Source organism: Actinophytocola sp. KF-1, from assembly GCF_054661535.1.
In genome coordinates, this window is record NZ_BAAFVK010000006.1 from 221,345 (window position 1) to 243,170 (window position 21,826).

Here is a 21,826-nt window from a genome sequence, read left to right on the forward strand (position 1 = left end):
ACTGTACGGGTCAGACGGGCACGGGCGGCGGGACCGCGCACGCCACCAGCACGTCCCCCATGGCGCGGCGGAACTCCGCGGCCGAGAAGTGCGTGCGGCAGATCTCCAGCAGCCCCTGCTGCACCTCGGTCCACAGCACGGGGTCGGTCAGCAGCGTGTGGCACAGCTCGACGTGCTCGGCCGGCGACGCGCCGATCAGGTGCCGCGCGGTCCAGCCGAGGTGCAGGCCCTCGCCGCCGACCGGCGTGGTCACGAACGGCAGCCCGGCCGCCATCGAGTCCACGAACTTGATCTTCACGCCCGCGCCGTAGCGCATCGGGACCACGTGCAGCAGCGCCGACTCCAGCAGCGGCCGCGGGTCCGGCACCTTGCCGACCACCTCGATCGCCGGACCGTCCAGCGCGAGCACCGCGGGCGACGGGTCCGCGCCGACCACCCGCAGCCGCAGGTCCGGGTGCCGTTCACGCAGCGGTGGCAGCACCTCGTCGGCGAGCTCCAGCACCGCGAACTCGTTGGGGGTGCGCGGGGTCGAGTCGAAACCGCCGAAGAACACGATGTCGCGGCGCGCGTCGAACCCCGGCACCTCGTCCGGCACGATCGACGGGTAGCACGCGACGTGCACGGAGACACCCGGCGCGACCCGCCGCGCCCAGTGCGCCTCCTCCTCGCTCACGCAGACCGCGACGTCGGCCCACGTGAACGCCTCGGTCTCCTGGCGCCGCAACAGATCCGCCTGCACGGCCCACCCACGCCGCTCCTGCATGTCCTCCGCGGTGCCGAAGTGCTGCTCCGGCCGCCGGTGGAACAACGCCTCCGCGTCGTACACCTTCACCGCCTGCGGCTGCGCGTCCGCGATCGGCTTGCCGTAGCCGACGAAGTTGTGCGGCCGGAACACGACGACCACGTCGTACAGGCCCGCGCGGTCCCGCGACCACGCGCACGGGTCGTCGACGCCCCACACGACCTCGATGCCCCGCGCGGCGAGCGCGGGCGCGACCTGTTCGGCGCGCTCCGGCGACACCGCGAAGAACGTGATCCTGGCGCGCGGATCGGCCTCGCGCCACGCGTTGACCACGGCCATCGTGCGGCCGTCGCCCCGGCCGCGGTCCGGCTGCGGCACGCGGTCGTCGATCAGGAGCACCCGGTACGGCGCGTTGTGGTCGCGCAGCCACAACTTGTGGTGCGGCCGCTCGTCGAGCCCCACCACCGGCGGGCGGGTCGCCAGCTCGCCGGGCCAGCGCCGCGTGAACGTGCCGTGGTTGAGCCGCATCAGCTCGTTCGCGCGGGCCGACGAGCTGCTGCCGTGCCGCTCGTGCACGACCTTCGACGTCGGCTCGACCCACGTCTGCCAGCCGTGCGCGCGCAGCGACAGCATCAGGTCGACGTCCTCGAAGTACGCGATCTCGTACTCCGGCGAGAACCCGCCCGCCTGCAGGAAAGCCGCGCGCCGCACCACGAGGCACGCGGCGGACGCGTAGTCGACCTCGCGGACGAACAACGGGCCCTCGTCGACCGCACGGCACCAGCCGTCGCCGCCGATCACGCTGCCCGCCTCCTGGACGCTGCCGTCCGGGTTGAGCAGCACCGGCGACACGGCGCCGACCTCGGGCCGCGCGTCGAGGAACGCGAGCAGCGGCGCCAGCCAGCCCTCGGTGACCTCGATGTCGGCGTTGAGGAAGCACAGCAGCTCGGTGTCGGCGTGCCGCACGGCGAGGTTGCCGCCGGCGCCGAACCCGAGGTTCTCCTTCATCCGCAGCACGGTCGCGCCGGTCAGGTTCTCCTCGAGCCACTGGCCGGTCCCGTCCGGGGACGCGCTGTCGGCGACGATCACCCGGTACGGCTCGGGGGTGTGCTCGGCGAGCAGCTCCAGGCACCGCACCACCAGGTCGCGCCCGCCGTACGACACGAGCACGAAGGTGATCCTCGGCGTCATCCGCGCGCCTTCCCGTACGCGTCGCGCAGCGGGCGCGTCCAGCGCACGAGTTTCGTGCTCTGCCAGGCGGAAAGCTCGGACTCGACGTGCGCGAGCCGGGCGGCCAGCTGCTCGTTCCGCGTGGTCAGCTCGTCGTTCGCGGTGCGGAGCCGGGCGGCCTCGGCGACGGCCTCGTCCCGCTGCTTCAGCAGCTCGGCGTACGGCTCGACGAGCCGCTGCCGTTCGACGAACATCCGCTGCCGCAGCTGCCAGTGCGACTGGCGCAGCGCGTGGTTCTCCTGTGCCAGCAGGGTCACGCGGGTCGGCAGGTCGTCGCCCTGCTCGGCCAGCGCCTTCTCGGCGAGGTCCGCGACCCGGTCCAGTTCGGCACGCAGCTCGACGACCGTGCCGCGCGGCGCCGGGCCCTCGCACCGCACACCGAGCCACGCGCAGGCGGCGGCGGTGTGCGGGTCGTCGGTGGTCACGGAGTTCGCGGCGGACAGGATCGCGAGCCGGTCCTCGAACACCAGGTCGTCCGGCAGCTCGGTGACGTCGTAGTCCTCGTCGCCCAGCTCGCCGAGCCGGCGCAGCTGCGTGACCCGGACCGGCAGCGAGGCCGCGTCGACGACCCGGTCCAGCAGCAGCGCGGGGTCCGCCTCGGCGACGAACGCCGCGCGTTCGGCGAGCTCGTCGGGCACGTCCCGCACGCCGAACAGCACCAGCGGGTGGTCCGCGTCGAGGCGCGCGGCGAGGTCGAGCGTGAACGGGTCGTCCGAGCAGACGACGGTGAGCGTCGCGCCCTCGGTGAGCTCCGCCGGCGAGCGGTCACGCAGTGGTTCGGTGACGAGCCCGCCGTCCGCGACGGCGGGCCGCCGCCAGCCGTCCGGTGAGCAGAGGGTCATCCGCCAGCCCGGCAGACGCGCGAGCAGCTCCTGCTGGATCACCCGTCCGAGTAACTGGTCTCCGAGGCCGGGCTGGTCGGCCGACGTCCAGATCGCGACCGCGCCCACCCCGGTACTTGGTGCTGGCACGGCGAGACTGTACCCACCCGGGGAACCCCCGCGATACCGACCGTATTCAGCCGTTCGAGTTAAGCCATTCGGCGTGTCCCCCGTCACATCCCGCACCGGCGGCGGGAACGGGACGACCATCGCCCCCGTCGCAGTCGGGTCCACGGGAGCAGGAGGCGACAGGTGTTCATGCAGATTCTGGTCGTGAGCGTCGTGGCCGTGATCTTCCTGGTGCGGCTCACGGTCGCGCTGTACGACCGCCCGTCACGACAGGGCAACCCCGACAGCTAGATTGTCCCGCACCTGGAGCTGAGGGGACGGCGGGACATGACCAGTGCTGCGACGGATCTGTACGCGCGACCACGGCAGGTCGACAGCATCGAGGACTGCCACTTCTACCACTCGATGGACATCCCCGGGTACGGCGAGGTGACCGGCGAGTGGGACCTGCGCGGCGACGAGTTCCGCTACCTCGGCGGCGTGGACCTGTCCGGCAAGCGGGTGCTGGAACTGGGTGCCGCGAGCGGTTTCCTCACCACCTACATGGAGCACCAGGGCGCCGAGGTCGTCGCGTACGACCTGTCGGAAGAACACATGTGGGACGCGGTGCCGTGGGCGGGCTGGGACCCCGACCGGATCGCCGCCGACCACCGGGCCCACCTCCGCAGGCTCAACAACGGTTTCTGGCTCAACCACAAGGCGCAGGGCCTGTCGGCACGCATGGTCCACGGCACGGTGTACACGGTGCCGCAGGAGATCGGCCAGGTCGACGTGGCGACGTTCGCCAGCATCCTGCTGCACCTGCGCGACCCGTTCCTGGCGCTGCAGACGTCGCTGCGGCTGGTCAAGGACATGGTCATCGTGACCGACGTGTACCCGGGCTCCGAGTACCACCTGGTCGGCGACTTCGTCGACGCGCCGGACCCGGAGGACGGCGTGGTCAACCCGTTGCCGCCGGAGGCCCACGGCCAGCCGAAGGCGACGTTCCTGCCGCAGTTCTGGGACCACGCGTACGGCGACACGTGGTGGCACATCAGCCCGGAGACCGTCCGCCGGTGGGTGGGTGTGCTGGGGTTCGAGCAGACGGAGCTGACCTACCACCACGCGTACGCGGGTGGCCGGCGGACGCTGCTGTACACGGTCGTAGGCCGGCGAACACGCTGAGGGACGTCAGCCCGATCAACGCCCCGCCTGCGAGATCGAGCAGCGGCGGCCAGAGCGGTGCGCCGTGGGCGAGGAAGGTGGCGGCGAGTGCGTTGACGGCACTCCAGGACCCCCACGCGAAGAGCGCCCCGGCCCCGAGCCAGGTGACGACCACCGGCACCCAGAAACGCCCCCGGACGCGGTGCGTCATCACCAGCGTCCCGACGGCCGCCCCCGACGCGAACACCCCGAACACGAAGTCACCACCGCCGAGGTACCGAACCGCGGCGGCCGCGGCGAGCAACGCCCCGACGTGCGCGGCGACCGCCCGAACCACCCCGGCGGCGGGGATCTCGGCCGTGTCGAGCCGGAAGACGAAGCCCCACCGCTCAAGCGCGTAGAACACGAACGCGATCACCAACATGAGGCCCTGAAAAGCGAACCCTCCGTAGACCAGCGGCTGCACCCACGGCTCGAGAAACGTTTGCGGCGCCGAGAAGTCCATCGCAGGCAACGTCACCGCGATGGGCACGAGAAACCCGGTCCCCACCCAGATCGGCACGAGCACGAGAATCGCGGGCGCCCGCCACCCGTAGGTGAACAAGAGCGCGACAAGAATGGCAACAAGATCCATGCCGGCGGTCACCGCGTTGAGCACGAAGGCACTGGGCTCACTGAACACGCCGACGTCGACGACCCCGACCATGCCACCCGCCAACCAAACCGTCTTCAAGGCGAGGTAGGGAATCGTCCCCACCACAGCCGCCCACCCCACCGCATACCTGATCGTGACCATGCGACCAGCGTCGTCGCGAAAGACGGGAAAACCGTCCCACCAAGGCGCGAACCGCCTCCCCCACAGGTATGACCCGCAAGAGAAAACGAAAGAAAACGAAGGGCGCAAGCCCCACAACACACCAAGGACTGCTGCCTGCCATCCCGTCGACCTGGCGAAGCCCGATCACACCGTGTCAAGGGGGCCCGGACGCACGACGCAACCAGCTGACCAAACCGCCCGGGCCCCCTTGACGCGGTGTGATAGCCCTCCGGGAGGTCGACGGGATGGCAGGCACCCACGGACACCAGTCCTTGCCAACCCAGCCCCGTGCAAGACCCGCTGCCATCCCGGAGACCAGCCCGTCCGGCGAGGACCCCCCGGAGGGAAAAACCCAGGCAAGCCACACCACCAAACCCCGGGCACACAAACCGCCACCACGGCGCTGACCTGCGAAAACACCCCACCCAGTACGTACGTGAACCCCCACCCATTCCCGGGGGCCACCCGCCATGCCAGTCTACCGGTACCCACCGACAGGGGGACGGAAGTCGATCTTGCCTGTGGACAACCGGGTGAGCTGTGGATTACTTCGGGCGCTGGAAGAGCGCCGTCCACAGGAACGGGACGCCATACCGCGGCGAGTCGGGCGGTTCTTCGGCCATGCCGCGCAGTTCCACCTCGGTCAGCTCCGCGAAGATCCACCGCAGGGACTCGGGCGTGTAGGCGAGGCCGCCTTCGAGGCCGGCCCGCCGGTACAGGTCCGCGTCCGGGGTCTCCGAGCCCATCCGACCCGCGGCGAAGCACACCAGACCGAGGTGGCCGCCCGGTTTCAGGCAGCGGTCCAGCAGCGACAGGTAGCTGACCCTGCGGTGCGGCGGCAGGTGGTGGAAGCAGCCGGAGTCGTAGACGAGGTCGTATTCGCCCAGCTCCAACGTGAACGCGTTGCCGCACAGGAAGCGGACGTCGGTCGTGCGTTCGCGGGCCCACTCGATGGCCGACGGCGACAGGTCGACCGCGTCGACCTCGAAGCCCGCCGCCGCCAGGTGGGCCGCGTTGCGGCCGTGGCCGCAGCCGAGGTCCAGTGCGCGGCCCGGCTTGACCAGCCCGCGATCCAGGTACGACACCAGGTTCTCGTCCGGCTTGTCCGCGAAGAACGGCACCGGGCGGTCGCGGTCGGCGTAGAAGTCGTCCCACCCCGGTGCCTCGAACATGCCGTCCAGCAGGGTCAGCACGTCCTCGACCGAGCGGATGTGCCTGCCCGTCACGGGGCCAGGTCGATGTGCACTCCGGTCAGTTCCTCCGAGATGTCCCACAGACGTTTCCCCAGTTCACGGTCGCGCGCCTCGTCGAGCGGCTCGACGAGCGCCGGGAAGCCCTTGCTCTCGTTGCGGCCGTCCGGGCCCCAGAACTGGCCGCTCTCCACGTCCGCGCCCGTCGCCGCGTAGATCTGCGGCAGAGCACCCATGGTCACGTCCTGTGCCATGACCTTGTTGGTGACCTTCATGATCAGTCTACCGACCCCGGTCGGGCCGCTGGACTGCAGATTTGTCGCCGTGTAGCCGGGATGGGCCAGCACGCTGCGCAACGCGAAACCGTTGGTGCGCAGCCTGCGGTGCAGTTCGAGCGCGAACACCACGTTCGCGAGCTTCGACTGCGAGTAGTACTTGGTGCGGTGGTAGCCGTGCTCGCCGTGCAGGTCCTCGAAGTGGATGCGGCCGCGTTTGTGCAGCCCGGAGCTGACCGTCACCACGCGCGGGTCCTCGCTCTGCAGCAACGTGTTGAACAGCAGGATCGTCAACGCGAAGTGCGCGAGGTGGTTCACGCCGAACTGCAGTTCGTAGCCCTGCTCGGTCAGCGTGCGCGGCGGCATCATCACGCCGGCGTTGTTGATCAGCACGTCCACGTGCTCGACGTCCGAGGCGAACCGGCGCACCGAGTCCAGGTCGGCGAGGTCGAGCTCGCGCAGGTCGAAGTTGCCGGACGGCTGTTCGGCACGCAGCGCGGCGACCGCGGCCTCGCCCTTCTCCATGTCGCGGGCCGTCATGATCACCGTGCCGCCCAGCGTGCCCAGTGTCCGCGCGGTTTCCAGGCCGAGTCCGCTGTTCGCGCCCGTCACCACGAAAACGCGTCCGACCTGGCTCGCGACGTGGTCGGCGAGCCAGTCCGCCGCCGACGGCTTGTCCACCTCAGCCTTGCTCATGCCGCACAGCCTGCCTCACTGAACCCGGAAATTGGCCCTGCCTGGCGGAATACCCGATGTGTCGAATGTCAATGCCAACCCGATTGGCAGCTGGATCGGAAGCGCCACGCTCAGTAGCCTGTCGCCGTGGAACTCCGTCACCTGGGAGAATCGGGTCTCGTGGTCAGTGCGGTCGGCCTCGGCTGCAACAACCTGGGCCGCCCGGGCACGGCAGCGGAGTCACTGGCCGGCTCCCGTGCGCTCATCGCCGCCGCGGTGGACGCCGGCATCACCCTGTTCGACGTCGCCGACGTGTACGGCGCGCCGCGTGGCCGCAGTGAGGAACTGCTCGGCCAGGCCCTGTCCGGCCGGCGGGACAACGCCGTGATCGCCACCAAGTTCGGCGTGGACATGCAGGGCGCGAACGGGCCGGACTTCGGCGCCCGCGGGTCGCGCCGGTACGTGAAACGCGCGGTCGAGGCGTCGCTGCGCAGGCTCGGCACCGACTGGATCGACCTGTACCAGCTGCACCGCGCCGACACGACCACGCCGATCGAGGAGACGCTGTCCGCGCTGGACGACCTCGTGCGCGAGGGGCTGATCCGGTACGCGGGCGTGTGCAACCTGGCAGGCTGGCAGATCGCGGACGCCGTGTGGCTGTCCCGCACGAACCACTGGGCGGGCGTGATCGCCGCCGAGAACCACTACTCACTGCTCGAACGCGAGGCGGAACGGGACATCATCCCGGCGTGCCAGCGGTTCGGGCTGGGTTTGCTGCCGTACTTCCCGCTGGCCAACGGCCTGCTGACCGGCAAGTACCACCGCGACACCGACCCGCCGGCGAACGCGCGACTGGCGGGCCGCACGCGGCTGCTGTCCGACGCGCCGTGGGACCGGATCGAGAAGCTGCGCGCGTTCGCCGAGGAGCGCGGCCTGCCGATGGCGACGGTCGCCATCGGCTGGCTGGCCGCGCAGAAGACGGTCGGGTCGGTGATCGCGGGTGCCACCACGCCGGACCAGGTGATCGCGAACGCGGCCGCCGCGCAGTGGCACCCGAGCGCCGACGACCTGGCCGGGCTCGACGAGATCTGCCCGCCCGGCAGGCGCTAGCGGGGCGCCATCCGCAGCGCGCCGTCGAGCCGGATGACCTCGCCGTTCAGGTAGTCCTGGTCGATGATCGACAGCGCGAGCTTCGCGTACTCCTCGGGCAGGCCGAGGCGCTTCGGGAACGGCACGCCCGCGGCGAGGCCCGCGCGGAACTCGTCGCTGACCGTCGCGAGCATCGGGGTGTCGATGATGCCGGGCGCGATCGTGCAGACGCGGATGCCGGACGACGCCAGGTCGCGGGCGGCGGGCAGGTTCAGCCCGACGACCCCGCCCTTGGAGGCGGCGTAGGCGACCTGCCCGATCTGCCCGTCGAACGCGGCGATCGACGCGGTGTTGATCACGACGCCGCGCTGCCCGTGCTCGAGCGGGTCGGTCTTGGCGATCTCCTGCGCGGCGAGCGTGACCACGTTGAACGTGCCGATCAGGTTGACCTCGACGACCTTGCGGAAGAGCGCGAGGTCGTGCGGCCCCTTCTTCGACAGGATGCGGGCGGAGGGCCCGATACCGGCACAGTTCACGACGGTCCGCAGCGGCCCGTGCGCCCCGGCCGCGTCGACGGCGGCCTGCACCTGGTCGGGATCGGTCACGTCGGCACCGACGTAGGTGACCCCGGCGACCTCGGGCGCCTTGTCGATGGCGACCGGCAGGTCGACGGCGAACACGCGAGCGCCCTGCTCGGCGAGCGCCCTGGCGGTCGCGCCGCCCAGCCCGGAAGCGCCTCCGGTCACGATGGCGGAGGTGTCACTGATCAGCATGCCGCACAGGTTAACGCTCGATCACTTCTGCGTGGTCGAGCATCGCGTCACCGCACCCCGAACGCGCACACCGCCCGGTGCCCAACCCCCACCCGATCCCGGGGGCGTCCCGCCTTGCCAGTCTACCAGGTGGGGCCGGCATGTGCGCGACTTTCTGCCGCGCTGTGGACAACTGGGTGGGCTGTGGACAACTCGGGGTGAGCCAGGGCCGGTTGTCGGTGGCGTGCCGTAGCGTGGTGACCGGGGGCCGGAGGCCGTCCCTGGGCGGCCCGGGTGAGGGTCAACGGTTGTGAGCGGTCGTCTGGGCGCGATCGAGAACGGCGGCGCGCCGAGGTGGGCGGCCTGGATCAAACTGACCGGGCGATAGCCGCCGATGGTCGTGGTTCGGGCTGGCGGGCGAGCAGTTGTCGCGGGGAGTGCGGCTGGTCGTGGCTCGATTGCGGGGCGAGCCCGGGAGGATGTCCTCGGGGCGGTGGTTGCGTGGCGGGTCAGCTCTTGCTGTCCCAACGACGTTGTGTCACGTGCAGGAGGATCACCAGGGGGATGGCGGCCAGCAGGGCCAGTGCGATGAACAGGCCGGCGGCGGCGAGGAGTTCCATGCCATCCACCCTGGTAGGAGCGTCGCCGTGTGCGCGTCGCCCAAGAGGGGTGTTTCGCCATCCTTCTGGGGGATGACCGAGGTGACGATGTGCTACAGGTCACCCACGTAAGGCACGTCGTACACGGCCGGTGACGACATCCACGTGCGGAGGGCGTGGGTGGCTCGCACGTCGTCCTCGTTGTACTCCAGCAGCCGTACCCGCTGGACGTCGTTCGTGGGGCCGCCGTCCATGCCCACGGCGTCCCGGTACCAGCGCATGCTGTTCTCGCCGCTGGCCTCCGCGTCCCGCCACGCGAAGCCCGCTGCCGGGGCGATCGTCTTCAGGCCCTTGCCGCGGGAGCACAGGAAGTGGTCGCGGACGCTGCCGAACAGGTCGAACCACGCGTCCGAGGTGATGAACGCCTGCACCTGCTCCGTGGTCGGGATGCCCGGCTTGCCCGCGAAGCGCTTCGCCGACGACAGGAGCCAGCGGTTTTCCGCCAGTTCGTTGTAGCAGTACGCGCGGAAACTCAACCCCCTCGCACGCGCACGGAGGCGCACGACCGTGAGCCACTGCCAGAACGCGGCGAACGACCTGGCCTCGTCGTCCGTCGGCAGGGGCTCCCACGTCGCGAAGGCCCGGTAGCCCGGCTCCTCCCCGACGTCCGCGCCGGTCAGCAGGGCGCCCCACAGGTACGCGCCTGCGTCGCCGAAGCTCTCCATGTCGACGTCGACCTCGACGTCCGCGCGGGGCACGTGGATCTCCGGGATCCTGCGCACCACGGTCAGGTCCGCCAGCCACGCCTTCGCCAGGCCCACCGCGTCCGACATCGGCATGCCCGTCGGCGGCAGCGACTCGTCGTCCGGGTCGAGCACGGCCAGGTCGTCGACGGTCCGCACGCCCGCCGCGCGCAGGCTCGCCGCCTCCTCGCCACGCACCACGAGGCTGACGTCCCTGGCCTTCTGCAGCTCCACCTGGCAGATCGGCCACCACGGGCACGTGCGGCACTCGACGATCCGCGACGGCTGGGCCAGCGCCGGGGCGCCGGTGGCCGCGGCGGTCGCCACGGCGACGCGGTCGGCGAAGCGGGCGTCGTACTCGGCGAGCGCGTCCCGGCCGCCCGGCCACGTCGGGGCCTCCAGGTCGTGCCACACGACGACGTCGCCGTCCAGACCGATCACACCCGCGATCGCGGGGCCCGGCGCGGCGTACCCGCAGGCCTGCAGCAGGCGGTAGGTGTGTGCGAGGCGCAGCACGTCACGGGGCTGGGGACGGACCCGGCGGCGCTTGTCCGCGCGCCGCAGAGAAGGCCACGGCTTCGACAGCGGCGTGGTCTGCGCGCCGGAACCCGGGTCGCTGACCTTGTGCCGCACCACGAGCACCGGCACGTACCCGCCGTCGACCGCTACCAGCAGGTCCATGTGGCCTCTGCGGCCACCCGCCTCGTCGCGCGGCAGCTGGGCGGCCCAGATGAACCGGGCGCCCTCCGCCATCGCGTCCAGGGTCATCTGCTCGCGGTCGCTCGCGCGCACCTCGGAACCGCGCGGGATCTCCGTCCAGCCCGGGCCGACCAGGCCCGCGATCTCGTCGGCGATCGAGCGACGGTGCGCGGCCGCGTCGGCCTTGCGCTGCTCGCCCGTCGGATCGGGCGGCGCGGTGGGCGCGTCGGCCATCGTCGGGTCGTGCTCGAGGTGCACCCGACGGCGGCAGCGGTTCACCACGCCCGAGTCGAGTAGCACCGATGTCGTCACGGTACGCAGTCTAGGCGGGACCACCGACAGAACCCGGCGGGCAGCGGGTGCCGGGGCTGGTCAGCACCGATAGGTTCTCCCCATGGCACTGAGGAAGCGCAAGGCCGCCGAGGGTGTGGCCGATCCGCGGTTCACGCCGAAGAGGGCGAAGAACGCGCTGGCCGTCGCCAAGATCATCGGCCCGGCCGTGATCCCGGTGGTCGCGCCGCACGTGCTACGCGCGTTCGGTGAGGTGCGTGACCGGTACGACCGCGCGAAGGCCCGGCGGCTCGGGGTGCCGATCGAGGAACTGTCCCGCTTCTCCGGCCGGGGCGGCGCACTGCACGCGCGGATCTCCGGCGCCGCCGACGCCGTCACCGAGCTGCGGGAACGCCCCGGCGCGACCGCGGACGACAAGGCCTTCGCGAACCGCGCCGACACCACGCTGCGCCAGCTGGCCGCGGCCGTCCGGGCGGCGGAGCGGATGCCGTCGGCCCGGCGCAAGGCCGCCCACAAGGCCGCGTCGACCGAGCTGGACCAGCTGGAGGAGCGCCTCCTGCACCGGCTCGGGATCTGACTTACAGAACCCGAACATTCCCCTGCCCTTCCGCTCACCTGGGCCCGTCAGGGTGGGGCCATGCGAAACACACTCCTCACCGCGGTGATCACCGCGGGCCTGGTGCTGACCGGCACGGCCACGGCCGTGGCCCAGACGGACGAGCCGGTCACGATCACGCTCAGCCCGGAGCAGGTGCAGCACCTCTGCGAGAAGCGCCTGCCGAAGATCGAGAAGCGTGCCGACCGGCTGCTCACCCGGATCAACGGCGACGCCGGGGTCCGCGGGTCCGCCGCGTGGCTGCGGGCCCGCGCGACGGCCGAACGCGAAGCGGGCCGCGAGACCAGCGCGCAGCTGCTGGATGAACGGGCGGACCGCCGCCTGGGCCGGGTCGACGACCTGACCAAGATCAAGCAGTGGGCCGCGGACTTCCGCACCGACCACTGCGGGGCCAAGTGAGGCGGCTGGCGGGCGCTCTCGCGGTGGTGCTGGTGCTGGGCACCGGCTGCCGCGGCGAGAGCGCCCCCGGCGTCGACCACGAGGTCGGCGACGTGGAATCCACATTGGACGCGGTCGAGTCCGAGCTGGCGGGCGACTGATGGGTGCTATACAGAGCCATGCCTGAGGGGCTCGTCCTGGTCGTCGAGGACGACGCGGCCATCGCCGATCTCGTGCAGCGGTACCTGCTGCGGGACGGGTTCGGCGTGCACGTCGAGACGGACGGCGCGCGGGCACTGGCCGCGGTGCGCACCCTGCGCCCGGCAGCGGTGGTGCTGGACGTCGGCCTGCCCGGCATGGACGGCGTCGAGATCTGCCGGACGCTGCGCACGGCGGGTGACTGGACCCCGATCCTGTTCGTGACCGCCCGCGACGACGAGGTGGACCGCGTGCTGGGGCTGGAGCTCGGCGCCGACGACTACGTGACGAAGCCGTTCAGCCCGCGTGAGCTGGTGGCGCGGGTCCGCACCGTGCTGCGGCGGGGTCCGGTGGCGGCGGCCGAGGTGCTCGAGGTCGGCAGGACCCGCGTCGACGTCACGCGGCGGCGGGTGTGGGCGGACGCGGTGGAGGTGCCGCTGACCGCCACCGAGTTCGACCTGCTCGCCCAGCTGATGCGCCGCCCGGGGCAGGTCTTCGAGCGGCGGCAGCTCCTCAGCGCGGTCTGGGGTTACTCGGTGAGCGGCACCAGGACCGTGGACGTCCACGTGGCGCAGCTGCGGGCGAAGCTCGGCGACGCCAGCCCGATCCGGACCGTCAGGGGCATCGGTTACGCAGCGGACCCCGCATGAGCAGGCCGTTGTGGGTGCGGACCACCCTGCTGGGGCTGGTGGTCGCCGCGGTCACCGCGGTCGTGGCCGGGCTGGTGGTCGCGAAGCTCGTGGCCGGGCAGTCGCGGGAGGTGCTGGCCGAGCAGCTCTCGGCGCAGGCGGACGTGGTGGCGGCGCAGCTCGGCGACCTGCCGGTGGCCGGGCGGCGGGTGACCGAGATCCTCGACGGGCTCGGCGTCGAGGTCGTCCGGCAGGGGCCGAACGGCGGGATGACCGGCGCGGACCAGCGTGCCGTGCGTGCGGCGCGGCGGGCCGGGTTCGCGCGGGTCACCGCCGGCAGGCCCCTGCACGGGACGGCGACCGTCGGCGGCGTCGCCTTCCTCGTCGAGGGGCGGGCGGTGGACGGCCGGGGCGCGGTCGCGCTCGTGCAGCAGGTCGACGTCGCGAAGGGCACCGGGCGGGACCTGCTCCGCAGCGTGCTCCTGGCGCTGCTGGTGGGCATCGGGGCCGCCGCGCTGGCCGGGGTGGTGCTGTCGCGGCTGCTGGCGCGGCCGTTGCGGCGGACCGCGGACGTCGCCGTCAGCATGAGCCACGGCAGGCGTGACCTGCGGGTGCCGCCGGAGGGCCCGAAGGAGCTGGTGGAGGTCGGCGAGTCGATCAACGCGCTCGCGGACGCGCTCGCCCGCAGTGAGGCGAGGCAGCGGGAGTTCCTGCTGTCGGTGTCGCACGAGCTGCGCACGCCGCTCACGTCCGTGCGCGGGTTCGCCGAGTCGCTCGCCGACGGCGTGGTGACCGGCGACGAGGTGCCCGAGGTCGGCCGCACCATCGAGACCGAGGCCGCGCGCCTGGACCGGCTCGTGTCCGATCTGCTGGACCTGGCACGGCTGGGCGCCGACGACTTCCGGCTGGACATCACCGACGTCGACCTCACCGCGCTGGTCGCGGAGACCGCGCGGGTGTGGGCGAGCCGCTGCGCGGGTTTCCGGGCCGAGAACCTCGCGCACCCGGTGGTCGTGCGGACCGATCCGCGCAGGCTGCGGCAGGTCCTCGACGGGCTGGCGTCGAACGCGGTACGTGTCACGCCGGAGGGCGCGCCGGTGGTGCTCGCGTTGCGGGTCGTGCCGGGTGGCGCGGTGCTGGAGGTCCGCGACGGCGGACCCGGCCTGTCCGACGACGACTACCGCGCCGCGTTCCGGAAGGGCGTGCTCCACTCGCGGTACCAAGGGGTTCGGCCCGTGGGCACCGGGATCGGGCTCGCGCTCGTGCACGGTCTCGTGACCCGGCTCGGCGGGGTGGTCGACGCCGGGCCAGCGCCGGAAGGCGGCGCCAGGTTCAGCGTGACGCTTCCTCGCTGAGCCCGGCCGCCAGCACTTCCGCGATGTGCACGGCCGTGCGGGCACTGCCCTGCGCCACCTGGGTTCGGCAGCTGAAACCGTCCGCGACGACCACAGTGCTGTCGTCGGCCGCGCGTACCGCGGGCAGCAGCGCGCGTTCCGCGAGTGCCTGCGACACCGCGTAGTGCTCGCGTTCGAAGCCGAAGTTCCCTGCCAGGCCACAACATCCGGCGGGCAGCGCCGTCGTGTCCACACCGGCCTCGGCGAGGAGGGCCGTCTCCGCGGCATAGCCGAGGGTGGCGTGCTGGTGGCAGTGGACCTGGGTGATCGCCGCGCGCGGCACGGGCGGCGGTGTCCACTCCGGAGCGTACGCGCGCAGGAAACCCGCCAGTGTGAACGTGTTCGACACCGTCCGGGTGTCGCCGGTCAGTTCCGGCACGTCCGTCTTCAACGCGGCGAGACAGCTCGGTTCCAGGCCCACGATCGGCGTGCCCGCGTCGAGGTGCGGGGTCAGCACCTTCAGGCTGCGGCGCATCACCGTGCGTGCCACCGAAAGCTGGCCGGTCGACACCCACGTCAGCCCGCAGCACACGGATCCCTTGGGCAGCACGGGGTTGAAGCCCGCCGCCCGCAGCACGCGCACCGCCGCGATGCCCGCCGACGGGGTGAAGAAGTTCGTGAACGTGTCCGGCCACACCACGACCGGGCGACCGGTGCCGGGATTTCGGCTCAACCACCGGGTGAACGGCTCCCGCGCGACCACCGGCAGTGCGCGTTCCGGCGCGATACCGCCCATGCGCTTGAGCATCCGCGAGAGCCGCGGTCCGGTCATCGCCGCGTTCGCCGCCCTCGGCATCCGTGCCGCGGCGCGCAACCACACGGGCAGCCAGCCCATCGAGTAGTGCGACGCAGGGCGCAGCCGCCGCTTGTAGTGGTGGTGCAGGAACTCCGCCTTGTACGTGGCCATGTCGACATTGACGGGGCAGTCGCTCTTGCACCCCTTGCACGACAGGCAGAGGTCCAGCGCGTCCCGCACCTCGGTCGAGCGCCAGCCGTCGGTGATCACCTCGCCGGCGAGCATCTCGTACAGCAGGTGCGCCCGGCCGCGGGTCGAGTGCCGCTCCTCGCCGGTCACCTGGAAGCTCGGGCACATCACGGAACCGCTGTGGTTTCGGCACTTCGCGACGCCGACGCACCGCCGCATGGCCTGCCCGAAGTCGCCGCCGTCGTGCGGGTAGGCGAACGCGGTCCGCACCCGCGACAGCGGGACGAACCGCAGGTTCTCGTCGATCTTGTACGGGCGGACGACCATGCCCGGGTTCATGCGGTCGCGCGGGTCCCAGAACGCCTTGAACCGCGCGAACAACGCCATGGCCGACGGCGAGTACATGCGGGGCAGCAGTTCCGCGCGCACCTGGCCGTCGCCGTGCTCGCCGGACAGCGAACCGCCGTGCCGCGCCACGAGGTCCGCGCCCTCCTCGATGAAGCGGCGGAACACCGCGCGGCCCGCGTCGGTGACGAGGTCGAAGTCGATGCGGATGTGGATGCAGCCCTCGCCGAAGTGTCCGTAGGTGACGCCGCGCAGGCCGTGCTTCCCCAGCAGGGCACGGAGTTCGCGCAGGTACGCGCCGAGCCGGTCCGGCGGCACGGCGGTGTCCTCCCAGCCGGGCCACGCCTCCGACCCGTCGGCCATGCGGGTCGAGATGCCGGAGCCCTCTTCCCGCAACCGCCACAGCGCGCGCTGTTCGGCGGCGCCGGTGCGGATCTGGTGCGGCACCCCGACAGCGGCGGCGATGGCCTGTGCCGCCGCGAGCCCGTCGACCTCGACGAACAACCACGCGCCGCCGTCCGGGAGCGCGGGCGGGGGTTCGGGGTTGCGGGCGGCGCGGAGCGCGACGATCCGCTCGTCCATGCTCTCCACGGTCAACGGCTTGTGCGGCAGGATCGCGGGCACCGTGTCCGCCGCCGCGACGTCGTCGGCGAAGCCGAGCACGAGCAGCACGCGTTCCTTCGGCAGTGCCACGAGCCGGACGGTCGCGCCGAGGACCGTCACGCACGTGCCCTCCGTGCCCACCAGGGCCTTCGCGAGGTCGCGGCCGCGCTCAGGCAGGAGGTGGTGCAGGGCGTACCCGGACACCTGCCGCCCGAGCCTGCCGAACTCCGTGCGCAGCACGGCCAGGTTGTCGTCGACGAGTTTGCGCAGCTCGGCGGGCAGCTCGCGGTCGCGGCCGACGGTCATGCGCCTGCCGTCGTAGGTGAGCACGTCCAGCTCGACGACGTTGTCGAGCGTCGTGCCCCAGGCGACCGAGTGGGAGCCGCACGAGTTGTTGCCGATCATGCCGCCGAGCGTGCAGCGGCTGTGCGTGGACGGGTCGGGCCCGAACGTCAGCCCGTGCTCGGCGGCGGCCGCCCGCAGGTCGTCGAGCACCACGCCCGGCTCGACCCGTGCCGTGCGGCTCACGGGGTCGATCGTGACGTGGTCGAGCCGGGTCATGTCGAGCACGAGCCCGCCGCCGGTGGCGTTGCCGGCGAGGCTGGTGCCGCCGCCGCGCGCCACGACCGGCACGTCGTGCTCACGGGCGGCGGCGACCGCGGCCACGACGTCGTCGACGGACGCGGGCCGCACCACGCCGAGCGGCACCTGGCGGTAGTTGGAGGCGTCCATGGTGAACAGCGCTCTGGTGCCCGCGTCGAACCGCACGTCACCGTGGACGGTCTCGGCCAGCCTGCGCTGAAGGTCCTCCATGGCCTCCGATGCTAGGCGGCGAGGACGGCCTTGATCGTGTCGGCGACCGGGGTGGTCGGGCGGCCGATGAGCGTGCGCAGGTCGCCGGGCGTGTGCGCGAGCGTGCCCTCGGCGATGTTCTGCTCGAGTGCCGCGACGAAGCCCGCGACCTCGGCGGGCGTGCCCTGGTCGACCAGGAACTGCCGGAACTCGGCGGCCGGGAGGTTCCGGTAGGTGACGGGCCTGCCCGCCACGTCGGCGATCTCGGCCGCGAGCTCCGGGAAGGTCCACGCGGTGTCGCCGGTGAGCTCGTAGACCTTGTTCTCGTGGCCGGTGCCGGTGAGCACGGCGACGGCGGCGTCGGCGAAGTCCTTGCGCGCGGCGGAGGCGACCCGGCCGTCACCCGCGGCGCCGACGATCTCGCCGGTCGCGGCGCCCTGGCGGATCGTGTCGACGTAGTTCTCGTGGTACCAGCCGTTGCGCAGGAAGGTGAAGGGCAGGCCGCTGGCGCGGATGGCCTCCTCGGTGGCCTTGTGCTCAGGCGCGAGGACGAGCGGCGTGGTGTCGGCGAACGGGGCGCTGGTGTAGACGAGGTGGCGGACCCCGGCGCGCACGGCGGCGTCGACGACGGCCGTGTGCTGCGGGACGCGCTTGCCGGGCTCGTTGCCGGAGATCAGGAGGACCTGGTCGGCGCCAGCGAGCGCGGGCGCGATGGTCTCGGGCCGGTCGTAGTCCAGTTCGCGGACCTCCACCCCCAGGTCGGCGCCCGCGTTGCGCGCCCCGGCGACGACGGCGGCCCCGCGCTCGCGAAGCCCGCTGACGACAAGACGCCCGAGCTGCCCGGTGGCCCCGGTGACGACGATCATCCTGGCACTCTCCTTTGGTTAGTACTTTCTGTTGGTTAGTACTACCATATACCTCATGGACGAGTTGGTGTTCGACGTCTTCGCCCGCAACTGCACGTCGCGCGAGACGATGGAGCACGCGACCGGCCGCTGGGGCACGTTGTCGCTGGTGGCGCTGCTGGACGGCACGACCCGGTTCAACGCGCTGCGGCGCAGGGTCGACGGGATCAGCGAGAAGATGCTCAGCCAGACGCTGCAGGCGCTGGAACGGGACGGCCTCGTGCTGCGCGAGGCACGACCGACGATCCCGCCGCACGTCGAGTACAGCCTCACGCCACTGGGCGAGGACGTGGCGAAGCAGCTGCACGTGTTGATCGAGCTGCTCGAGGGACGGATGCCGGAGGTCATGGCCGCCAGAGCGGCCTACGACGCCAGGTAGCCACCCCCCACAAAAGGGCTCTGACCTGCGAAAACCCCGCCGCCCAGTACGTACGTCGAACCCCACCCGTTCCCGGGGGCCACCCGCCTTGCCAGTCTACCGGTACCCACCGACGGAACCCCGGATGTCGATCTTGCCTGTGGACAACCGGGCCACCTGTGGACAACCCCCGCGCGAACGGGCCGGGTTGTCGGTGGTGTGCCGTAGCGTGGTGACCGGGGGCCGGAGGCCGACCGGGCCGGCACGTCCGTGCCGGGTGCCATGGGGGCACGCCGGGCTTCTCCGGACCGTCGACGGGATCTTCCACTGGGCGCTCCGCCACCTCGGCGGCGGTTCCGAGCAATCGAGGACAGCCGGGAGGGGTGACCGGGCCAGTACGCTTGTGACCCGTGAGCGGGAGACGAGCGCGGACCGAGCACGCCAGTGGCGTGCTGCTCGCCTCGTCGTCGGCCGCGCTGGCGATCGCCGCGCACGGTGTCGGTGGTGGGGCCGCGTCCGACTCGCTGTTCACCGTCCTGCTGGCCACGCTGCTCGCGTGGGGTGGCATGTCGCTCGCCCGGCGGGGCGGGACGCCCGCGCTGGTCGGCGTGCTCGGGGTGACACAGCTCTGCCAGCACCTGCTGCTCACCGAGCTCGCGAACGGGCACGGCCACCGGCAGGCGCTGTTCGACCCCTGGACGATGTTCACCGCGCACGCCGTCGCCACGGTCCTGACCGCGGTACTGCTGACCAGGGCCGGCACGGCGCTGGCGGTGGTCTCCTGCGCGTTCGCCTGGCTGCTCTCGCGGCTCACCGCGCTGGTCGGCGGGCCCGTGCGCGCCACGGCGAACCCGGTCGGCTCGCCGCTGCCCGCACGCCCGGGCGCGCTGCTCGAGGTGCTGTTCCGCGAGGTCTGCGGCCGTCGAGGGCCGCCCGTCCACTCCTGAGAAACCAGACACCCCACCGGACGCGCCCCCGCGCGTCCGGCATTCCCACCTATCTCAGGAGAGACATGTCCACCACACGCTTCCTCGCGCGCGCCGGCGTCGTCGCCGTCGCCGCGGGCGTGGCCACGATGCTGAGCACCGGCCTCGCGTCCGCGCACGTCACCGCGAAGGTTCTCGGCGAGGCCGCCCAGCAGGGCGGCTACTCGAAGATCACGTTCCGGGTGCCGAACGAGGACGACGCAGCGGGCACCGTGAAGCTCGAGGTCAAGCTGCCCGCCGACGCTCCGATCACGGGTGCGCGGACCAAGCCCATGGCGGGCTGGACCGCGAAGATCACCAAGGTCACGCTGGACAAGCCGATCACGGTGCACGGCGCCGAGATCAAGGAGGCCGTCAGCACGGTCACCTGGACCGCGGCCGCAGGCACCCGCATCGCGCCCGGTGAGTTCGAGGAGTTCGAGCTGTCCGTCGGCCCGCTGCCGGAGACCGAGCAGCTGGTCATCCCCGCGATCCAGACCTACGAGGGCGGCAAGGTCGTCGCGTGGGACCAGCCGCCCGCCGAGGACGGTTCCGAGCCGGAGCACCCGGCGCCGGTGATCGAGCTGGCAGCCGAGGAGGGCGACGCCCACGGCGGCGGCAACCCCGCGGTCGAGAACGCGTCCGCCGAGTCGGACGACGACGGCAACGAGGCCGCGGCGGCGGGCACCGACGACACCGCCCGCTGGCTGGGTGGCGCCGGTCTGGTGGTCGGCGCGCTCGGCCTCGGGTTCGGTGTCGGCGCGACGATGCGGGCCCGCAAGGCTGGGTCGGCGAAGAGCCAGTCATGAGGAAGTTCGCCAAGGGTCTTTCCGTGCTCGTGCTGACGGGGCTCGGGCTGTTCGCCCTGGCCTCGCCCGCGTTCGCGCACAACTCGCTGACCGGCAGCAACCCGGCCGACAAGGCGGTGCTCGACGCGGGCCCCGCCGAGATCGTGCTCACGTTCGACCAGCCGGTCCAGGAGGGCGAGGGGCTGAACTCCATCGCCGTCACCGGACCGGACGGCGAGCAGTGGCAGGGCGGTCCGGCGACGGTCGACAGCAACGTCGTCACCGCGCCGGTCCGTGAGCTGGGCCCGTCGGGGACCTACACGATCGGCTACCGGATCGTGTCGGCCGACGGTCACCCGGTGTCCGGGGAGCTGACGTTCATGCTCAGCAAGGCGGGCAACGGCACCCCGGCCGCCGAGGGCGACGCCGGCTGGATCGACACCAACGGCAGCGCCGGCCGCGACTCCGGCGGTGACGACGGTGGCGTGCCGATCTGGGTGTGGCTCGTCGGCGCGGTCGTGCTGCTCGGCGCCGGGCTGTTCGTGGCGCTGCGCATCGGCGGCGGTAAGCAGCCGGAATGACCCACGGCCGGACCACCGCGTTCTCCCGGCTGCACCTGGTCGGGATCGGGATCGGCGCGGCACTGCTCGCGGTGCTCGCCGGTCTCGTGCTCACCCCGGTGCGCCCGATCACGGGCGTGCTCGAGCCGGACGCGGTGGTCCGGTACGGCCTCCCGGTCGTACGGGTCCTGTTCGACCTGGCCGCCGTCGCCACCGTCGGGCTGAACCTGCTGCCGATCCTCGTCGGGCTCGCCCGGCCGAAGGGCGCGGAGCGGGTGCTGCTCGGCGCGCGGCGAGCGGCCGCGTTCAGCGCGCTGGCACTCGCCGTGACGGCGCTCGTCACGCTGGTGCTGCAGACCGCCGAGGTGCTGCCGGAGGCGGAGGCCATCTCGTTCGGGCTGGTCAGCGAGTACGTGACGACGGTGAGCGCGGGCAAGGCGCTGGTGTTCGTCGCCGCGGTCGCGCTCGTCTCGTGCGGGCTGTCGCTGTGGGCGGTGCGGGCCGGTGAGTCGGTGCCCGCCGAGCTGCGGGCGGCGGTCGCGCTGTTCGCGTTGCTGCCGTTGCCGGTCACCGGGCACGCCACGAACTGGCGCTGGCAGGACTACGCGATGATCTCGATGGAGCTGCACGTGCTCGGCGCGGCCGTGTGGACCGGCGGGCTCGGCGCGGTCGCGGTGGTGCTGGCGGCGAACCGCACGCTGCTCGCGCACACGCTGCCCCGGTTCTCGAAGCTCGCGACGGCCTGCCTGTGCGTGGTCGCGGCGACCGGCGTGTTCAACGCGGCGGTGGAGCTGACGTCCGTACCCGGCAGGAACCTGCTCGAGGTGCTCGTCGGCACCGGCTACGGGACGCTCGTCATCCTCAAGCTGTCCTGCTTCGCCGGGCTCGCCGCGCTCGGCGCCCACATCCGGTGGCGGCTGCTGCCCGGCGTCGTGCGCCACCAGCGCACCGCGCTCATCGGCTGGGCCGCGCTCGAGCTCGCTGTCATGTGCGCGGCCTTCGGGTTCGCGGTCGTGCTGACGCGGACGCCGGTCGGCTAGGTTTCGGTTGCTCGTCTTGTTCGATTCAGCACCGAGTTCGGTGGCGGCGAACGGTGAGCGGCAGACCAACGACCGTTCGGCGTCCGATCGGCGGTGTGCGCTGGGCCACAGAGCCGAGGAAGGGCCGCGAATCGG

General features: G+C 72.1%; 20 protein-coding genes. 12 read left to right on the forward strand and 8 right to left on the reverse strand.

Going from position 1 to position 21,826, the window contains the following annotated elements:
• Nucleotides 1-10: 10 nt before the first annotated feature.
• Both ACYQ77_RS19825 and ACYQ77_RS19830 read right to left on the reverse strand, forming a co-directional pair.
• Entirely contained in the window at nucleotides 11-1,933 is a 1,923-nt protein-coding gene (locus ACYQ77_RS19825; protein ID WP_459713376.1) for a glycosyltransferase, read from the reverse strand.
• On the reverse strand, nucleotides 1,930-2,943 hold the full coding sequence (locus tag ACYQ77_RS19830) for a hypothetical protein (protein ID WP_459713378.1): 1,014 nt from the start codon (nucleotides 2,941-2,943) through the stop codon (nucleotides 1,930-1,932). Before ACYQ77_RS19830 ends, ACYQ77_RS19825 begins: the two co-directional genes overlap by 4 nt.
• Nucleotides 2,944-3,249: 306 nt before the next feature.
• On the opposite strand from ACYQ77_RS19830, the gene ACYQ77_RS19835 reads away from it, so the two are divergent.
• Nucleotides 3,250-4,086 (forward strand): class I SAM-dependent methyltransferase, encoded by an 837-nt coding sequence (locus ACYQ77_RS19835; RefSeq protein WP_459713380.1) that lies wholly within the window; start codon nucleotides 3,250-3,252, stop codon nucleotides 4,084-4,086.
• 1,341 nt (nucleotides 4,087-5,427) lie between these two features.
• On the opposite strand, the gene ACYQ77_RS19840 is transcribed toward ACYQ77_RS19835, so the two are convergent.
• Both ACYQ77_RS19840 and ACYQ77_RS19845 read right to left on the reverse strand, forming a co-directional pair.
• Nucleotides 5,428-6,108 carry a class I SAM-dependent methyltransferase gene (locus ACYQ77_RS19840; RefSeq protein ID WP_459713382.1) on the reverse strand — a complete coding sequence of 227 codons (681 nt, stop codon included), beginning with the start codon at nucleotides 6,106-6,108 and terminating at the stop codon, nucleotides 5,428-5,430.
• Nucleotides 6,105-7,043 (reverse strand): oxidoreductase, encoded by a 939-nt coding sequence (locus tag ACYQ77_RS19845; RefSeq protein WP_459713384.1) that lies wholly within the window; start codon nucleotides 7,041-7,043, stop codon nucleotides 6,105-6,107. Before ACYQ77_RS19845 ends, ACYQ77_RS19840 begins: the two co-directional genes overlap by 4 nt.
• A gap of 126 nt (nucleotides 7,044-7,169) precedes the next feature.
• On the opposite strand from ACYQ77_RS19845, the gene ACYQ77_RS19850 reads away from it, so the two are divergent.
• A complete protein-coding gene (locus tag ACYQ77_RS19850; protein ID WP_459713386.1) occupies nucleotides 7,170-8,132 on the forward strand; it encodes an aldo/keto reductase in 963 nt (320 codons plus the stop codon).
• On the opposite strand, the gene ACYQ77_RS19855 is transcribed toward ACYQ77_RS19850, so the two are convergent.
• Nucleotides 8,129-8,884: an SDR family NAD(P)-dependent oxidoreductase gene (locus tag ACYQ77_RS19855; RefSeq protein ID WP_459713387.1), complete on the reverse strand. Its 756-nt coding sequence runs from the start codon at nucleotides 8,882-8,884 to the stop codon at nucleotides 8,129-8,131. The genes ACYQ77_RS19850 and ACYQ77_RS19855 overlap by 4 nt on opposite strands.
• 691 nt (nucleotides 8,885-9,575) lie before the next feature.
• Complete coding sequence (locus tag ACYQ77_RS19860) at nucleotides 9,576-11,216, reverse strand: TM0106 family RecB-like putative nuclease (RefSeq protein ID WP_459713388.1); 1,641 nt, start codon at nucleotides 11,214-11,216, stop codon at nucleotides 9,576-9,578.
• A gap of 82 nt (nucleotides 11,217-11,298) precedes the next feature.
• Here ACYQ77_RS19860 and ACYQ77_RS19865 point away from each other — a divergent pair, with 82 nt between their 5' ends.
• The 5 genes from ACYQ77_RS19865 to ACYQ77_RS19885 are packed head-to-tail and all read left to right on the forward strand — an operon-like array spanning nucleotide 11,299 to nucleotide 14,371.
• Nucleotides 11,299-11,772, forward strand: coding sequence for a DUF6474 family protein (locus ACYQ77_RS19865; RefSeq protein ID WP_459713389.1), 474 nt, complete (start codon nucleotides 11,299-11,301; stop codon nucleotides 11,770-11,772).
• A 60-nt stretch (nucleotides 11,773-11,832) separates the two neighbouring features.
• Nucleotides 11,833-12,210 (forward strand): hypothetical protein, encoded by a 378-nt coding sequence (locus tag ACYQ77_RS19870; RefSeq protein WP_459713390.1) that lies wholly within the window; start codon nucleotides 11,833-11,835, stop codon nucleotides 12,208-12,210.
• The gene (locus tag ACYQ77_RS19875; RefSeq protein ID WP_459713391.1) at nucleotides 12,207-12,350 is read left to right on the forward strand and encodes a hypothetical protein; all 144 of its coding nucleotides are present in this window, start codon (nucleotides 12,207-12,209) and stop codon (nucleotides 12,348-12,350) included. The genes ACYQ77_RS19870 and ACYQ77_RS19875 overlap by 4 nt, the downstream gene beginning before the upstream one ends.
• An 18-nt stretch (nucleotides 12,351-12,368) precedes the next feature.
• Nucleotides 12,369-13,037, forward strand: coding sequence for a response regulator transcription factor (locus tag ACYQ77_RS19880; RefSeq protein ID WP_459713392.1), 669 nt, complete (start codon nucleotides 12,369-12,371; stop codon nucleotides 13,035-13,037).
• Nucleotides 13,034-14,371: a HAMP domain-containing sensor histidine kinase gene (locus ACYQ77_RS19885; RefSeq protein WP_459713393.1), complete on the forward strand. Its 1,338-nt coding sequence runs from the start codon at nucleotides 13,034-13,036 to the stop codon at nucleotides 14,369-14,371. Before ACYQ77_RS19880 ends, ACYQ77_RS19885 begins: the two co-directional genes overlap by 4 nt.
• Here the strand turns inward: ACYQ77_RS19885 and ACYQ77_RS19890 are convergent.
• Nucleotides 14,349-17,096 (reverse strand): FAD-binding and (Fe-S)-binding domain-containing protein, encoded by a 2,748-nt coding sequence (locus tag ACYQ77_RS19890; RefSeq protein ID WP_459713394.1) that lies wholly within the window; start codon nucleotides 17,094-17,096, stop codon nucleotides 14,349-14,351. The two genes, ACYQ77_RS19885 and ACYQ77_RS19890, sit on opposite strands and share 23 nt — an antisense overlap.
• 11 nt (nucleotides 17,097-17,107) lie before the next feature.
• Nucleotides 17,108-17,941, reverse strand: coding sequence for an SDR family oxidoreductase (locus ACYQ77_RS19895; protein ID WP_459713396.1), 834 nt, complete (start codon nucleotides 17,939-17,941; stop codon nucleotides 17,108-17,110).
• A gap of 55 nt (nucleotides 17,942-17,996) precedes the next feature.
• On the opposite strand from ACYQ77_RS19895, the gene ACYQ77_RS19900 reads away from it, so the two are divergent.
• The 5 genes from ACYQ77_RS19900 to ACYQ77_RS19920 all read left to right on the forward strand — a co-directional run bounded on the left by ACYQ77_RS19900 (nucleotide 17,997) and on the right by ACYQ77_RS19920 (nucleotide 21,691).
• Nucleotides 17,997-18,359 carry a winged helix-turn-helix transcriptional regulator gene (locus ACYQ77_RS19900; RefSeq protein WP_459713398.1) on the forward strand — a complete coding sequence of 121 codons (363 nt, stop codon included), beginning with the start codon at nucleotides 17,997-17,999 and terminating at the stop codon, nucleotides 18,357-18,359.
• Between the two features lie 389 nt (nucleotides 18,360-18,748).
• Nucleotides 18,749-19,285: a hypothetical protein gene (locus tag ACYQ77_RS19905; RefSeq protein ID WP_459713400.1), complete on the forward strand. Its 537-nt coding sequence runs from the start codon at nucleotides 18,749-18,751 to the stop codon at nucleotides 19,283-19,285.
• 65 nt (nucleotides 19,286-19,350) lie between these two features.
• Nucleotides 19,351-20,112, forward strand: a complete 762-nt coding sequence (locus tag ACYQ77_RS19910) for a YcnI family copper-binding membrane protein (protein WP_459713402.1) — start codon at nucleotides 19,351-19,353, stop codon at nucleotides 20,110-20,112.
• On the forward strand, nucleotides 20,109-20,672 hold the full coding sequence (locus ACYQ77_RS19915; protein ID WP_459713403.1) for a copper resistance CopC family protein: 564 nt from the start codon (nucleotides 20,109-20,111) through the stop codon (nucleotides 20,670-20,672). Before ACYQ77_RS19910 ends, ACYQ77_RS19915 begins: the two co-directional genes overlap by 4 nt.
• The gene (locus ACYQ77_RS19920; protein WP_459713405.1) at nucleotides 20,669-21,691 is read left to right on the forward strand and encodes a copper resistance D family protein; all 1,023 of its coding nucleotides are present in this window, start codon (nucleotides 20,669-20,671) and stop codon (nucleotides 21,689-21,691) included. The genes ACYQ77_RS19915 and ACYQ77_RS19920 overlap by 4 nt, the downstream gene beginning before the upstream one ends.
• The last annotated feature ends 135 nt before the right edge of the window (nucleotides 21,692-21,826 follow it).

What these genes read in the sequence shown, in the direction of transcription:
- ACYQ77_RS19825 (WP_459713376.1), bottom strand. Translation starts at nt 1,933, where the DNA reads ATGACGCCGAGGATCACCTTCGTGCTCGTGTCGTACGGCGGGCGCGAC.
- ACYQ77_RS19835 (WP_459713380.1), top strand. Translation starts at nt 3,250, where the DNA reads ATGACCAGTGCTGCGACGGATCTGTACGCGCGACCACGGCAGGTCGAC.
- ACYQ77_RS19845 (WP_459713384.1), bottom strand. Translation starts at nt 7,043, where the DNA reads ATGAGCAAGGCTGAGGTGGACAAGCCGTCGGCGGCGGACTGGCTCGCC.
- ACYQ77_RS19855 (WP_459713387.1), bottom strand. Translation starts at nt 8,884, where the DNA reads ATGCTGATCAGTGACACCTCCGCCATCGTGACCGGAGGCGCTTCCGGG.
- ACYQ77_RS19865 (WP_459713389.1), top strand. Translation starts at nt 11,299, where the DNA reads ATGGCACTGAGGAAGCGCAAGGCCGCCGAGGGTGTGGCCGATCCGCGG.
- ACYQ77_RS19870 (WP_459713390.1), top strand. Translation starts at nt 11,833, where the DNA reads ATGCGAAACACACTCCTCACCGCGGTGATCACCGCGGGCCTGGTGCTG.
- ACYQ77_RS19880 (WP_459713392.1), top strand. Translation starts at nt 12,369, where the DNA reads ATGCCTGAGGGGCTCGTCCTGGTCGTCGAGGACGACGCGGCCATCGCC.
- ACYQ77_RS19885 (WP_459713393.1), top strand. Translation starts at nt 13,034, where the DNA reads ATGAGCAGGCCGTTGTGGGTGCGGACCACCCTGCTGGGGCTGGTGGTC.
- ACYQ77_RS19890 (WP_459713394.1), bottom strand. Translation starts at nt 17,096, where the DNA reads ATGGAGGACCTTCAGCGCAGGCTGGCCGAGACCGTCCACGGTGACGTG.
- ACYQ77_RS19895 (WP_459713396.1), bottom strand. Translation starts at nt 17,941, where the DNA reads ATGATCGTCGTCACCGGGGCCACCGGGCAGCTCGGGCGTCTTGTCGTC.
- ACYQ77_RS19900 (WP_459713398.1), top strand. Translation starts at nt 17,997, where the DNA reads ATGGACGAGTTGGTGTTCGACGTCTTCGCCCGCAACTGCACGTCGCGC.
- ACYQ77_RS19910 (WP_459713402.1), top strand. Translation starts at nt 19,351, where the DNA reads ATGTCCACCACACGCTTCCTCGCGCGCGCCGGCGTCGTCGCCGTCGCC.
- ACYQ77_RS19915 (WP_459713403.1), top strand. Translation starts at nt 20,109, where the DNA reads ATGAGGAAGTTCGCCAAGGGTCTTTCCGTGCTCGTGCTGACGGGGCTC.
- ACYQ77_RS19920 (WP_459713405.1), top strand. Translation starts at nt 20,669, where the DNA reads ATGACCCACGGCCGGACCACCGCGTTCTCCCGGCTGCACCTGGTCGGG.